13 protein-coding genes and 1 tRNA gene are annotated in these 12,307 nt (G+C 66.2%); 4 read left to right on the top strand and 10 right to left on the bottom strand.

Annotated features, from left to right (window positions below; all coding sequences use genetic code 11):
• Window positions 1–28 precede the first annotated feature (28 nt).
• Window positions 29–493: an AMP-binding enzyme gene (locus K7G82_RS16715; protein WP_425517291.1), complete on the top strand. Its 465-nt coding sequence runs from the start codon at window positions 29–31 to the stop codon at window positions 491–493.
• A gap of 7 nt (window positions 494–500) precedes the next feature.
• On the opposite strand, the gene mtnA is transcribed toward K7G82_RS16715, so the two are convergent.
• From mtnA to mtnB, 4 genes are read right to left on the bottom strand one after another with little or no spacing between them, the layout of a single operon-like run.
• Window positions 501–1,529 carry an S-methyl-5-thioribose-1-phosphate isomerase gene (mtnA, locus tag K7G82_RS16710; RefSeq protein ID WP_222991053.1) on the bottom strand — a complete coding sequence of 343 codons (1,029 nt, stop codon included), beginning with the start codon at window positions 1,527–1,529 and terminating at the stop codon, window positions 501–503.
• On the bottom strand, window positions 1,526–2,161 hold the full coding sequence (mtnC, locus tag K7G82_RS16705) for an acireductone synthase (RefSeq protein ID WP_222991052.1): 636 nt from the start codon (window positions 2,159–2,161) through the stop codon (window positions 1,526–1,528). Before mtnC ends, mtnA begins: the two co-directional genes overlap by 4 nt.
• A complete protein-coding gene (locus K7G82_RS16700) occupies window positions 2,162–2,692 on the bottom strand; it encodes a 1,2-dihydroxy-3-keto-5-methylthiopentene dioxygenase (RefSeq protein WP_222991051.1) in 531 nt (176 codons plus the stop codon).
• Complete coding sequence (mtnB, locus tag K7G82_RS16695) at window positions 2,689–3,321, bottom strand: methylthioribulose 1-phosphate dehydratase (protein ID WP_222991050.1); 633 nt, start codon at window positions 3,319–3,321, stop codon at window positions 2,689–2,691. The genes K7G82_RS16700 and mtnB overlap by 4 nt, the downstream gene beginning before the upstream one ends.
• A 152-nt stretch (window positions 3,322–3,473) precedes the next feature.
• On the opposite strand from mtnB, the gene K7G82_RS16690 reads away from it, so the two are divergent.
• Window positions 3,474–4,634 carry an aminotransferase gene (locus tag K7G82_RS16690; RefSeq protein ID WP_222991049.1) on the top strand — a complete coding sequence of 387 codons (1,161 nt, stop codon included), beginning with the start codon at window positions 3,474–3,476 and terminating at the stop codon, window positions 4,632–4,634.
• Between the two features lie 24 nt (window positions 4,635–4,658).
• On the opposite strand, the gene K7G82_RS16685 is transcribed toward K7G82_RS16690, so the two are convergent.
• The 3 genes from K7G82_RS16685 to K7G82_RS16675 form a co-directional block, all read right to left on the bottom strand.
• Window positions 4,659–6,644, bottom strand: a complete 1,986-nt coding sequence (locus tag K7G82_RS16685; RefSeq protein ID WP_222991048.1) for a S9 family peptidase — start codon at window positions 6,642–6,644, stop codon at window positions 4,659–4,661.
• A 57-nt stretch (window positions 6,645–6,701) separates the two neighbouring features.
• Window positions 6,702–7,625: an AraC family transcriptional regulator gene (locus tag K7G82_RS16680; RefSeq protein ID WP_222991047.1), complete on the bottom strand. Its 924-nt coding sequence runs from the start codon at window positions 7,623–7,625 to the stop codon at window positions 6,702–6,704.
• 67 nt (window positions 7,626–7,692) lie between these two features.
• Window positions 7,693–8,319 carry a DNA-3-methyladenine glycosylase family protein gene (locus K7G82_RS16675; RefSeq protein WP_222991046.1) on the bottom strand — a complete coding sequence of 209 codons (627 nt, stop codon included), beginning with the start codon at window positions 8,317–8,319 and terminating at the stop codon, window positions 7,693–7,695.
• Window positions 8,320–8,429: 110 nt separating this feature from the next.
• Between K7G82_RS16675 and K7G82_RS16670 the strand changes: the two genes are divergently transcribed.
• On the top strand, window positions 8,430–8,747 hold the full coding sequence (locus tag K7G82_RS16670) for a 2Fe-2S iron-sulfur cluster-binding protein (RefSeq protein ID WP_222991045.1): 318 nt from the start codon (window positions 8,430–8,432) through the stop codon (window positions 8,745–8,747).
• Between the two features lie 57 nt (window positions 8,748–8,804).
• On the opposite strand, the gene K7G82_RS16665 is transcribed toward K7G82_RS16670, so the two are convergent.
• From K7G82_RS16665 to K7G82_RS16655, 3 genes are read right to left on the bottom strand one after another with little or no spacing between them, the layout of a single operon-like run.
• Window positions 8,805–9,584, bottom strand: coding sequence for a hypothetical protein (locus tag K7G82_RS16665; protein ID WP_222991044.1), 780 nt, complete (start codon window positions 9,582–9,584; stop codon window positions 8,805–8,807).
• A 29-nt stretch (window positions 9,585–9,613) separates the two neighbouring features.
• Window positions 9,614–10,357 carry a 23S rRNA (guanosine(2251)-2'-O)-methyltransferase RlmB gene (gene rlmB / locus K7G82_RS16660; protein WP_222991043.1) on the bottom strand — a complete coding sequence of 248 codons (744 nt, stop codon included), beginning with the start codon at window positions 10,355–10,357 and terminating at the stop codon, window positions 9,614–9,616.
• Window positions 10,357–11,988, bottom strand: a complete 1,632-nt coding sequence (locus K7G82_RS16655; RefSeq protein ID WP_222991042.1) for a M20/M25/M40 family metallo-hydrolase — start codon at window positions 11,986–11,988, stop codon at window positions 10,357–10,359. Before K7G82_RS16655 ends, rlmB begins: the two co-directional genes overlap by 1 nt.
• A gap of 103 nt (window positions 11,989–12,091) precedes the next feature.
• On the opposite strand from K7G82_RS16655, the gene K7G82_RS16650 reads away from it, so the two are divergent.
• Window positions 12,092–12,177, top strand: a tRNA-Tyr gene (locus K7G82_RS16650).
• The last annotated feature ends 130 nt before the right edge of the window (window positions 12,178–12,307 follow it).

Genomic DNA, 12,307 nt, shown 5'->3' with positions numbered 1-12,307 from the left:
CGATGCGGGCCGGCCGATCACGGAGGGCATGGGCCGCCTGGCGGTGAAGGGGCCCACCGGTTGCCGCTATCTCGACGATCCGCGCCAGGCCGATTATGTCGCGGGCGGATGGAACGTCACCGGCGATATCTATCGCCGCGACGCCGATGGCTATTTCACCTATGTCGGCCGTGCCGACGACATGATCGTCTCCAGCGGCTATAATATCGCGGCACCGGAGGTGGAGGCGGCGCTGATGTCGCACCCGGCGGTCGCCGAATGCGCGGTGGTGGGCGTGCCGTGCTCCAAACGGGGCATGCAAGTAGCGGCGCTCGTCATCGCGGCGCCGCATGCCGCCGCCGGAGACGATCTGGCGGAGCAGTTGCAGAACCACGTCAAGGCGGCGATCGCCCCTTATAAATATCCGCGGATCATCCGTTTCGTGGACGACCTGCCGCGCACGCCCAATGGCAAGGTCCGTCGCGGGGAGCTTCGGCGCGCGGCCGGTTTCTGATGGCCGATCAGCCGATCCGGTCCTTCACGCCGCTCTCGGTGATATAGCCTGTCACCAGCCGGGCGGGGGTCACGTCGAAAGCCGGGTTGTAGGCCTGCGATCGGGTGACGCGGACGCTCGCTTCGCCATCTGACAATGACGTGAGTTCGCCGGGGTCGCGTTCCTCGATCGGCACGTCCGCGCCGGACAAAGTGTGCGGATCGAAGGTCGTATAGGGCAGCGCGACATAGAAGGGCACGCCGCTGTCATGCGCGGCCAGCGCCTTCAGATAGGTGCCGATCTTGTTGCAGACGTCGCCGTTGGCGGTCACCCGATCGGTGCCGACGATCACCGCATCAACCTGTCCGCGCATCATCAGCAGGCCGCCGGCATTGTCGGCGATCACCGTGTGCGGCACCCCGTGCCCCGCGAGTTCGAAGGCGGTGAGCAGCGCGCCCTGGTTGCGCGGGCGTGTCTCGTCCACCCAGACATGGACGGGGATGCCCGCTTCGTGGGCCAGATAGATGGGCGCGGTCGCGGTGCCGTAATCGACGGTCGCCAGCCAGCCGGCATTGCAATGGGTCAGGATGTTGACCGGGCGATCGGGATGCCGGGCGTGCAGGTCGCGCAGCAGCGCCAGGCCATGCTCGCCGATCGCACGGCACAGCGCGACATCCTCGTCGCAGATCGCATCGGCCTTTGCGAAGGCGGCCTCGGCCCGCTCCTCGGCCGGCAGCGCACGCACCGCATCGGCGACCGCATCGAGCGCCCAGCGCAGATTGACTGCGGTCGGCCGCGTGGCGAGCAGCATCGCGTGCGCCGCATCCAGCCCGTCCGGATCTTCCGCCAGCGCCAGCGCCAATCCATAAGCGGCGGTGGCGCCGATCAGCGGCGCGCCGCGCGTCCACATGTCGCGGATCGCGATCGCGGCTTGCTCCGCCGTGCGCAATTCCACCCATTCCACGGTCCAGGGCAGCTTGCGCTGGTCCAGGATCAGCGCGCCGCGGCCATCGGCCGTCCGCTGGATCGACCGGCGGTACGTGCCCTCCAGTTTCACAGCTCGATCCCCGCGAAGCTCGCCATCTCGCCGCCGCCGGTTTCGCGATCGATATGGATCGCCTGCATGCCTGCTTCGCGCGCTGCGTCGATCTCCTGGATATTGTCGGACAGGAACAGGATGTCGCCGGGCGCCTCGCCGATCGCCCGCGCGATCGTCCGATAGGATTCCGCGTCTTTCTTGGGGCCGCTGGTCGTGTCGAAATAGCCCGAGAAAAGCGGCGTCAGATCGCCTTCGTTGCTGTTGCCGAAGATCAGCTTCTGCGCCGCGATCGAGCCGGAGGAATAGATATGGAGCGCGACGCCGGCATCGTGCCAGCGCCGCAGCGCATCGGCGGCGTCACGATAGACATGCCCCTTCAGCGTGCCATCGGCATAGCCCTCCGCCCAGATCAGGCCCTGCAGCGTCTTGAGCGGCGTCGCCTTGCGATCCTCGTCGATCCAGCGCAGCAGCGTCTCGACGGGATCGCCGGGCTCCTCGGCACCGACCGCGTCGAGCAGTGGGGCGGAAATCTCGCGATTCCTCTCGACGAAATCGCGCAGATGGGCCTTGGCATAGGGAAACAGCGTATCGGTGACGAACGCGATGCTGCTCGTCGTTCCCTCGATATCGGTCAGCACGGCCTTGGTCATTCAGGCGGCGACCGGTTCGTGGCGCGGAAAGCGCGCGGCGATGTCGTCGCCGGTGAAGTGTGCCACCCAGCCCTCGGGATTGATGAACAGCCGGATCGCGGTGAAGCTGGGGCGTGGCCCCATGTCGAACCAGTGCCTGGTGCCGGCGGGCACGCGGATCAGGTCGCCCTGGGTGCACAATATGTTGAACACGCGGCCATGGCTGTGAAGCGTGAACAGCCCTTCGCCCGCGACGAAGAAGCGCACCTCGTCCTCGGCATGGATATGTTCGGACAGGAACTTGGCGCGCAGCGCGTCGCGATCGGGATGGTCCGGCCCCAGGCTGATCGTGTCGACCGACCGGTATCCGCCCTCGGCCTTCAATCGATCGATCTCGGGCGCATAGGCCGCGAGGATGTTGCCGTCGGTTTCGCGTGTCGGCCAGCGTTCGAAACTGACGCCGATCCCGTCGAGCGCTTGCGCGATCGCATCGCCATCGCCGGTTTCGGACAGCAATTCGCCGCTTTCGGCGAAGATCTGGAGATTGCTCATGCCTTGCTCCCGTTCCTGAAGCCGATCTCCGCCAGTTCGGCGGCGATCAGCCATTCGGTCGCCTCGATCACGCGCTCGGCTTCCGCCATGTCGGCACCCCAGCCGTAAAGCCCGTGCCCACGGATGAGATAGGCGGGCAGCGCATCGGCGTCCAGCAGGCGGGGCGCCATCGCCGCGTCGATCACCGCCATGTCCTGGCTGTTGTCAACGATCGGCAGCGTGCGGCTGAGATCATGGGTGGCGATGCCCGGATAGACCTTGAGCATCTCGTGCTGCGCGAGCGTCCAGCCGATGGCCTCCGGAAAGGCGCGGCTGAGCCCGACGGCCTGGGGCGAATGGCTGTGCAGCACCGCGCCAGCTTCCGGAAAATCGCGATAGATGGCCATGTGCAGCGCGGTTTCGGCGGAGGGCTTCTTGCCGTCGAGCGACGCCCCCGTCATGTCGACGCGCATCACATCCTCTTCGCCCAGTCGGCCCTTGTGGCGGCCCGAAACGGTGATCGCGACGCTGCCGTCGTCCAGCCGCATCGAATAATTGCCGGCAGTGGCTGGCGCCCAGCCCTTCGAATCGAGCCAGCGGCCGACCGCGACGATCGTCCGGCGCGCTTCAGGGAGGGAGACGGTTGCCATGATGGCCCCATACAGTCCGTTATACCCGTCATGCCAGCGAAAGCTGGCATCTCCCGGACGTATAGCACCTCTTCTGGAAAGAGATTCCGGCTTTCGCCGGAATGACGCGTGGTGGTCATGACGCCGGCGATGGAATGGCTTAAGGAGTCGGCATGAACCCGCTCTACGCTTCCATGCCCACCACCATTTTCGAGGTCATGTCCGGCCTTGCCCGCGAGACCGGGGCGATCAACCTCGGCCAGGGCTTTCCCGATTCGAACGGACCGCCCGATGTGGTGCGCGCCGCCGCTGATGCGCTGACGACCATGTCGAATCAGTATCCGCCGATGGCCGGGCTGCCCGAATTGCGCAAAGCCGTCGCCGATCATTATGGGCGCCATCAGGGCCTCGATCTCGACTGGCAGAGCGAAGTGACGGTCACGTCGGGGGCGACCGAGGCGCTCGCCGCCGCGATCCTGGCGCTGGTCTCGCCGGGCGACGAGGTGGTGCTGATCCAGCCCATGTACGACGCCTATCTGCCGCTGGTGCTGCGCGCGGGCGGCGTGCCCCGCTTCGTTCGCCTCCAGCCGCCCGAATGGCGGCTGACCGAAGCCGCGCTGGAGGAGGCGTTCAGCGAGAAGACCCGGCTCGTCGTCATCAACAATCCCGTCAATCCAACCGCCAGCGTCTGGCCCGAAGAGGATCTGGCGCTGCTCGCCGAATGGGTGGTGCGGCACGACGCGATCGTCGTCAGCGACGAGGTGTGGGAACATGTGATCTTCGACGGCCGCGCGCACCAGCCGATCATGGCGCAGCCGGGCATGCGCGAACGCACGGTCAAGATCGGATCGGGCGGCAAGATCTTCTCGGTCACCGGCTGGAAGGTCGGCTGGATGGTCGCGGCCCCGGCGCTGACGCGCGTGCTAGCCAAGGCGCATCAGTTCCTCACCTTCACCACGCCCCCCAGCCTGCAGGCCGCAGTCGCCTATGGCCTGGGCAAGGACGAGGATTATTTCGTCGAGATGCGCGCCGAACTCGCGCGCTCGCGCGACCGGCTGACCGCCGGATTGTCCGCGGCGGGATGGGCGGTGCTCCCCAGCCAGGGCACCTATTTCCTCTCCATCGACCTGCCCGGATCGGGCATCCATATGGACGACGAGACATTCTGCCAGATGCTGGTGCGCGAAGGCGGCGTCGCGGCGATCCCGGTTTCCGCCTTCTATGCCGAGAATCCCGTGGCATCGGTCGCGCGGCTCTGCTTCGCCAAGCGTGACGAGACGATCGACGCGGGCATCGCGCGGATGACCGAAGCCCGGAAACGATTCGCGGAATAAAGATCCTCCCTGAAGGGGAGGATTTTATTTCAGCGCGGCTTCCAATCCCGGCGTGAATGCGGCGCCTTCCGGTATCTCGGCGCTCGACGCCTTCACCGTGCCGCCGATCGGCTCGGCGCGGCCACCCAAGCAGGCTTGCAGGAAATTCTCGGCGATCGCGTTGAAGGCGATGTTGTTCTCGGGCCGGGCGAAGCCATGGCCTTCGTCGGGGAACAGGACATAGGTGACGGGGATGCCGTGCGCCTTCATCGCGGTGACGATCTGGTCCGATTCGGCCTGGTTGACGCGCGGATCGTTGGCGCCTTGGCCGATCAGCAGCGGCTTGCGGATGTCGCCCGCCTTGTGGAGCGGCGAACGCTCCTTGAGCATCGTCAGCCCGTCCGGGGTTTCGGGATTGCCCATGCGCTGGTGGAATTGCTGGCGCGCTGCCTCCCAATAAGGCGGGATGGTCGCCAGCAAGGTCTCCAGGTTGGACGGCCCGACGATATCGACGCCGCAGGCGAAGATGTCGGGCGTGAAGGCGAGGCCGGCGAGCGTCGCATAGCCGCCATAGCTGCCGCCCATGATCGCGGTCCCACCCGGCAGCGCGATGCCCTGCTGTTCGGCCCAGGCGACCGCGTCGAGCAGGTCGTCATGCATCTTGCGGCCCCATTGCAGGTCGGCGGCGGAGATGAAGGCCTTGCCGAAGCCGGTCGAGCCCCGGAAATTAACCGAAAGCACGGCATAGCCGCGATTGGCGAGCCATTGGTGATAGGGGTTGTAGCCATAGGCGTCGCGCGCCCATGGCCCGCCATGGACGAGCAGCACCATCGGCAGCGGGGAATCGGGCCGCCCGTCGCCATCCATATCGCTGCCCGGCGGCAGCGAGAGATAGGAGACCAATGTCAGCCCGTCGCGCGCGGGGATCTCGCGCGCGTGCATGGCAACCAGCGGCGCGCCGTCCAGCTCGGGCCGGCTGACATACAACTGGTCGAGTGTCTTCGCGGTCCGGTCGTAGAGATAGACGGCGGGCGATGCGGTGACGGCATCGTGCGCGACCGTCCATTTGTCGTCGGCTTCGGTGCGTGAGGTGACGGCGATCTTGCCGGGCAGGCGCGCTTCCAGGAAAGCCAGATCCTCGCCGATGCCGAGATCGATCGCCGTCCATTCGGTGGTGAGGTAATCGACCGAATAGGCCTGAATCACGCCGGTCTTCGGATCGGAAAGCACGCCGCCGATATCGGCGCGCGCATCCTCTGCGACGATGACGCTGTCGCCGGACGCGACGTCCTGCGCGATCAGCGCCGCGGTGTTCCGGCCCCGGCTGTCGATCCAGTAGAGCGTCTTGCCATCGGTGGTGAAACCGGCCGGGCTGGTGGTCAGCGCATCCTCCAGGCCGGCGGAGGCGATGGGCTCGTCTTCGACCACGCCGTCGACGACCCGGAAATAATCCATGCCGCCCGCTTCGTTGGGGCCGACCGCCAGCCGCAGCGTCAGCGTGTCGTCGGCGAGGAAACCGGCAAAGCCGTCGCCCCGGATCAGTTCGGTCAGCGCACCGCTGTTGAGGTCCAGGCTGTGGATGTCGTGCCAGTGCGGATCACGATTGTTGAGGCCGATCAGGATGCGGTCCTTGATGGTGACCGAGGATCCGACCAGCATCACCCGTGTATTCTCGAACGGGGTGAGGTTGGTTTCGACGCCCGTGGCGATGTCGACGCCATAAAGCAGGAAATTCTCGTCGCCGCCCTTGTCCTGGATGTAGAGCACCGATCGGCTGTCCGGCGCCCAGAGATGCTCGCGGATCGGACGGACCGTCTCCGCCGTCACCGGCTTCGCGTCGGTCAGGCCGGCGGATGGCGCGATCCAGATGTTGAGCACGCCATCGCGCGGCGCGATCCAGCTCAGCCACTTCCCGTCCGGGCTGAGCGTGCCCGCCGCCCGGCTTGGATTGCCGAACAGCTTGGCGCGTTCGATGAGCGGGGCCGCGGCGTCGACGGCGGCGGCGGGCGAGGGAGCGTTGGTATCGGCCATCGTCAGATCAGATAGAGCGATCGGACGCCTCGACAAGACCGCGCGATGCGATTCCCGTCAGTTCCGGCTGTCGTCGTCGGATGCGCGCTGCAAGGCCTGGGCGGGGGCGCCCAGCACCCGGGTGCGTTCGGCGAAGGAGGTGTTGGCGACGGGCTGGGCGCGGGCCAGGAACTGGCCGGGCGCCATGCCCAGGAAATCATGGCAGTCGCGGATGAAATGCGACTGGTCATGATAGCTTTCCTCGATCCGCTCGGTCCAGGGCAGCGGTGAGGGCGCGCGGAGCGTCATCAGCGTGCGCAGGAAGCGCGCGCGGCGCATCAGCCTTTTGGGCGCGAAGCCGAAATTGCGGCGGCAGAGCCGGGTGAATTGCCAGACCGGCATCGCCAGCCGCGCGGCCGCCTGCTCGACGCTTTCGATGCCCGGATTGTTGAGCAGGTCCATGATGCGGGCAAGTTCGGCGGTGGCGGGGCGCGATCGCGCCAGCCGTGCCAGCAGATAGGTCTCCAGCGTCTCGACCATCGCCTCGAAATCACCTGCCTTCGCCGCGATCCGTTCGTCGAGCATCGCGGCATCCGCGCCCAGCACCGTCTCCAGCGGCACGATCGCATCGGTGAAGCGGCTGGCGTCGCCGCCGATCAGCCGTGCCCAGCCGACGGGCGTGATGCCGACGCCGAACATATGGCCGCCCGAGAATTCGGCGAAGCCGGCGCAAGAGGTCGGCCCGAACAGCGCGGGCATCGGGATGGGATCGATCCGCGCCTTGCCGTAACGCATCGCCCAGTCGTTTCCGGAGAGTTTGAAGCGGATATTGGCCCAGGCGGGAAAGAAGATCTCCTCGCGCGTCTCGCCCGCCGGAAGGCGGATGTCATAGCTGTGATAGCCGGCCAGGCAGTCCGCGAGCGCGGTGGAGGGGCGCGCGAAACGCACATCGTGCGACGGAGCGGTCTCCGCCTGCGAATCCCTGTCGATCAACCGGCTCATGAAGGCAGGATTTCATGCTAACCATCGGGGATGCAAGCGAGTTTCTCGGGCGTCCCGATGAAGGACATCAGACGGGAATGCCCATGTCGCTGTTGTAATGATGCCAGGTCATGATTGCGGCGGCGCCGCGATGCGGCCGCCAGCGTTCCGCCAGCTCGCGGGTGAGCGCTTCGCTCGGGCGCGCTTCGAGGCCAAGGATCCGTCCGGTCTCGATCTGGACGGCGAGATCGCCCGCCGGCCAGATGTCCGGCCGGCCTTCCGCGAACAGCAGGTAGATTTCGGCGGACCAGCGCCCGATGCCCTTGATCCGGGTCAGCGCGGCGATCGCCGCCTCATCGTCTTCCGGCAGCGCATGGAGGTCGATCCCGCTGGAGACGACCAGTTCGGCCAGGCTGCGCGCATAGCCCTGCTTCTGGCGTGAGAGCCCGCAGCCGCGCAACGTGTCGAAATCGCTGGCGAGCAGCGCGGCCGGATCGCAGCCCGCGCCCAGCACCGCCTCCAGCCGGCTCCAGACCGCCGAGGCTGCCTTCACGCTCACCTGCTGGCCGACGATCGTGCGCAGCAGCGTGTCGTATCCGCGCGCGCGGATGCGTGGTTCGGGATAGCCGACCCGGCCGAGCGCCGCGGCGAAGCCCGGTTCGATCGCGGCAATGGCGTCGATCGATCGGATGATCTGTTCCTGCGAAAGTCCCATTTTGTTCTCATGCCGCATGGCGACCATGCTGAACAGCCCTGTCGCGCCTGGACGCTTGATTTGCGGAGTGTACGCCCTATTAGCCCAGCGGGAACGCAAGGGAGATTGAGATGCCGCAACTGGTCGTCGTGACACGGGATGGGTCCGAACGGACGGTCGAGGGTGAAGCCGGATTGTCGGTGATGGAAGTGATCCGCGATGCCGGCTTCGACGAATTGCTGGCGCTGTGCGGCGGTTGCTGCTCTTGTGCGACCTGCCATGTCCATGTCGATCCTGCCTTCGCCGACAAGCTGCCGGCGATGAGCGAGGATGAGAACGACCTGCTCGACAGCTCCGATCACCGTGACGAGACGTCGCGGCTTTCGTGCCAGCTCACCTTCGGCGCCGATCTCGACGGCCTGCGCATCACCATCGCCGCCGAGGATTGAGATCGGTCCCTGCCATGTCGCTCCAGCTTTCGCTGGAGCGACGGCAATTTCCGCGATTTACTTGGTCATCTTCAGCACCGCGGTCGGCGCGGACTGGCTGAGCGGCGTGACTTTCCAGACGATGGTCTTGCGGCCATTGACCGTCTGAACGCCGTCCTCGTTGTTCTGGCTGATGATCTCGGCATCGGTGTCGAGCGTGAAGGTGCCTTCGCGCAGTCTGGACGCCTTGTCTTCGCCCATGCCGCCCATGCCCATCGACTTGTCGCCGCCATTCTTCTCGTTGCCGAAGGCCGGCGCCTTCATGCGGACCGCGCCGTTGGCGCGCAGTTCGATGGCGATGAAGGGAAAGATGATCTCCGCATCGACATTATAGGGGTAGACGAAATTGTGGTCGAGCGTGCCCTTGATCGCATAGTCGATGACGAACTTGCCATCGCCGACATATTGAACAGAGCGATAGCCCGCTTCCTTCGACAGCGCGTCCGCGATCGCGCGGTTCTTGGCTTCGGTTTCAGCTTTCGATTTGGCGGCTTCCGCCTTCTCGTCGGTTTTTTCGTCCTGTTGCAGCGCCGTCGGCGTGAACAGGCTGTCCTTCTTGTCCGGCTCGGTTTCCTCGATCGATTCCGAATCGCTGTCGCTGGAGCCCGAACTGAGGCCTTTCGACATCTCGTTCGCCATGTCGACCGCGATCACCTCGCCCTTATAGGTGAAGGCGAAGCTGCGATCGGCGTTGATCGACAATGTCGAGGTGAACTTGCCGGGCGTCAGGATGCAGCCGAGCAGCAGCAGGGGCGCGCACAGCGCCAGCGCCAGCCGGCCGAAACGGTAAACCGTCATAGGATCCCCCTTGTTCGGTGCGTTCATGTTCAGCGCGTCGCGACCGCGTAGAGCGAGATTGCCGCCGCGTTCGAGACGTTGAGGCTCTCCACCTTAGGGCTGATCGGCAACCGCGCAAGCATGTCGCAATGCGCCTGGGTGTTGAAACGCAGCCCTTCGCCTTCGGCGCCCAGCACCAGCGCGATGCGCGCGGTGCCCATCGCGTCGGCCAGCGAGTCGCTCGCTTCGCCCGTCAGGCCGATCCGCCAGAATCCGGCCTCCGCGATCTCGTCGAGCGCGCGCGCCAGATTGACGACGCGCACCCAGGGCACGAGTTCGAGCGCGCCCGATGCGGCGCGCGCGACCGTGCCCGATTCGGGCGGGCTGTGGCGATCCTGGGTGACGATGCCGATCGCGCCGAACGCCGCCGCGGAACGCAGGATCGCGCCCACATTGTGCGGATCGGTCACCTGATCGAGAACCACCAGCGGCTGGGTGCCTTCCTCATGCTGCTCCAGCAGGTCGCCCAGCCAGATATCCTCCAGCGGATCGACTTCGGCGACCAGCCCCTGGTGCGGTGCGTCCGACGGCACGAGCCGGCCGAGATCGGCGACGTCGCAATAGGTGACCGGGATCACCGGGGGCAGGTCCAGCCGGGTCAGCGCATCGCGCGTGCCCCACAGCTTGCGCACGGTGCGCTCGGGATTGGCCAGTGCGGCAAGCACGGCGTGACGGCCCCACAGGCGCGGACGGCCATGCGCGGGCTGGGATGGGCGGTGACCACGGCGGCTCATCAATCGTCCCTGTCGTCGCGATAGCCGAACGGATCGGTCGGCGTGGGTTTGGTCGGGAAGGGCGGCCGCGGCAGCCCTTCGGCGCGGTTTGCGGCGTTGAGCAGCATGCTCGCCAGGATCACCGCGTTCTGCCGCAGATCCTCCGGCTTCAGATGGTCGAAGGTGTCGGCGTTCGAATGATGGGTGCGCGAACCATAGTCCAGCGGATCCTGGATGAACTGGAAACCGGGCAGGCCGACATATTGCATATAGACGTGATCGGTCGCGCCCGTCTTGCCGATCGCCACCGTGTTCGCGCCCATGCTGGCGAAGGGCGCCAGCCAGTCCTTGAAGATCGGCACCACCGCCGGGTTGTTCTCGGCATAGATGCCGCGGAACCGGCCGGAGCCGTTGTCCATATTGAAATAGGCGCCAAGATCCTTGTGTCCGGCTTTGGGCGTGATCGGCCAGGCCTGGCGCAGCAGGATCGCTTCCTCGCGGGTGTTGATGCCGCCCTGTTCGATGGGCGGGAAATTGGCAAGATATTTGCCGACATAGGCGAGCGATCCGCGCAGCCCCTGTTCCTCGCCGCTCCACAGCGCGAATCGGATGGTGCGCTTCGGCCGCACGCCCAGCTTGGCCAGGATGCGCGCCGCCTCCATGATCACGGCGCTGCCCGCCGCATTGTCGGTCGCGCCGTCGCCGGCGACCCAGCTGTCGAGATGCGCGCCCGCCATCACATAACCGGCGGCGGGATCGCTGCCGGGGATATCGGCCAGGATGTTGTAGGCGTTCAGATCCTCGTCATGCCATTTCACCTGGCTGTCGATCGAGATCACCGGCGCCGGCCCTGCCTTCGCGAGGCGGGCGAGGCGGCGATAATCCTCGGCGGCCAGTTCGATGCCGGGCACCGCCGGGGTCTGGCCGGTGCGGAACGCGACGCTGCCCGTGCCATGGACGAGCTTGCCGTCGCGATAGGCCATGCGGACCCAGGCGAGCGCGCCTTCCTGCTTCAGGAATGCGTCCATCTCACGCGCGAAACGCGCCTGCTTCAGGTCGCTCTCGACCGAATCGGGGGTGTATTTGGGCTGCTCGAACTTGTCGAGCTTGCCGAGATCCTCCGACGAAAGCCGCCGGAACGGCGCGGTTTCGGGTTCGGAGCCGTTGTCGGGCAGGGTGATCAGCACGATCTTGCCCGCCAGCTTGCCGCGCCATGTGTCGAAGTCGCGCGCCTTGCGCAGCGGTGCGACGATCACCTCCGCGCTGACCGCGCCGTTGGTGCCGGGCGTCCAGGCGACGGGGATCGCGGTGAGGGCGATGGGGCGCGGGCTCGTCATCCGCACGCTCGACGACACGATCGACCATCCGCGCCCGAATTCGAACGGATCGGCGCGCACGTTCGACAGGCCGTAGCGGCGGAACTGTTCCTGCGTCCATTTCTCGGCTTCGCGCATCGCGGGCGAATTGGTCATCCGGCCGCCGATCCGGTCGGTCAGATATTGCGCGGTCTGCATCACTTCGCTGTGATTCAGCCCTTCATCGATGATCCGGCCGGTTTCGGCGGATGCGCCCTTGTCGGACGCGGATTTCTGGGCGTTCGCCGGGACGACGGCGACGGATGCAAGCAGCAGCGCGGCAAGAACATGACGCATGAAACGGGATCTCCCTCGTGAATGTGCGACCGGTAGGCCGCGGCACGGTTGACAGGCAAGCCCCCTTTCGTCATTGAGCCGCCTTCCTGACGTCAGGCACCCTGGACAGGTGGCCGAGTGGTTAAAGGCAGCAGACTGTAAATCTGCCCGCGTGAGCGTACGCTGGTTCGAATCCAGCCCTGTCCACCATCCCCGATCGAGGCATTCGCAAATGCCTCAACGGGTGAGGCTCTCCAACGAGACTCGTTTCGACCGGTCAGGTCGATCCCGCCCGATATCGCCGCTTTCACCATATTTCGCACCGGGGCCATCGCGCGCC

Origin of the sequence: Sphingomonas colocasiae (assembly GCF_019880585.1) — a bacterium.
GTDB lineage: Bacteria > Pseudomonadota > Alphaproteobacteria > Sphingomonadales > Sphingomonadaceae > Sphingobium_A > Sphingobium_A colocasiae.
This window is presented reverse-complemented; position numbering and strand designations above follow the sequence as displayed.

What these genes read in the sequence shown, in the direction of transcription:
- K7G82_RS16680 (WP_222991047.1), bottom strand. Translation starts at nt 7,625, where the DNA reads ATGAGCCGGTTGATCGACAGGGATTCGCAGGCGGAGACCGCTCCGTCG.
- K7G82_RS16690 (WP_222991049.1), top strand. Translation starts at nt 3,474, where the DNA reads ATGAACCCGCTCTACGCTTCCATGCCCACCACCATTTTCGAGGTCATG.
- K7G82_RS16665 (WP_222991044.1), bottom strand. Translation starts at nt 9,584, where the DNA reads ATGACGGTTTACCGTTTCGGCCGGCTGGCGCTGGCGCTGTGCGCGCCC.
- K7G82_RS16675 (WP_222991046.1), bottom strand. Translation starts at nt 8,319, where the DNA reads ATGGGACTTTCGCAGGAACAGATCATCCGATCGATCGACGCCATTGCC.
- K7G82_RS16655 (WP_222991042.1), bottom strand. Translation starts at nt 11,988, where the DNA reads ATGCGTCATGTTCTTGCCGCGCTGCTGCTTGCATCCGTCGCCGTCGTC.
- K7G82_RS16715 (WP_425517291.1), top strand. Translation starts at nt 29, where the DNA reads ATGGGCCGCCTGGCGGTGAAGGGGCCCACCGGTTGCCGCTATCTCGAC.
- rlmB (WP_222991043.1), bottom strand. Translation starts at nt 10,357, where the DNA reads ATGAGCCGCCGTGGTCACCGCCCATCCCAGCCCGCGCATGGCCGTCCG.
- K7G82_RS16685 (WP_222991048.1), bottom strand. Translation starts at nt 6,644, where the DNA reads ATGGCCGATACCAACGCTCCCTCGCCCGCCGCCGCCGTCGACGCCGCG.
- K7G82_RS16670 (WP_222991045.1), top strand. Translation starts at nt 8,430, where the DNA reads ATGCCGCAACTGGTCGTCGTGACACGGGATGGGTCCGAACGGACGGTC.
- mtnC (WP_222991052.1), bottom strand. Translation starts at nt 2,161, where the DNA reads ATGACCAAGGCCGTGCTGACCGATATCGAGGGAACGACGAGCAGCATC.
- K7G82_RS16700 (WP_222991051.1), bottom strand. Translation starts at nt 2,692, where the DNA reads ATGAGCAATCTCCAGATCTTCGCCGAAAGCGGCGAATTGCTGTCCGAA.
- mtnB (WP_222991050.1), bottom strand. Translation starts at nt 3,321, where the DNA reads ATGGCAACCGTCTCCCTCCCTGAAGCGCGCCGGACGATCGTCGCGGTC.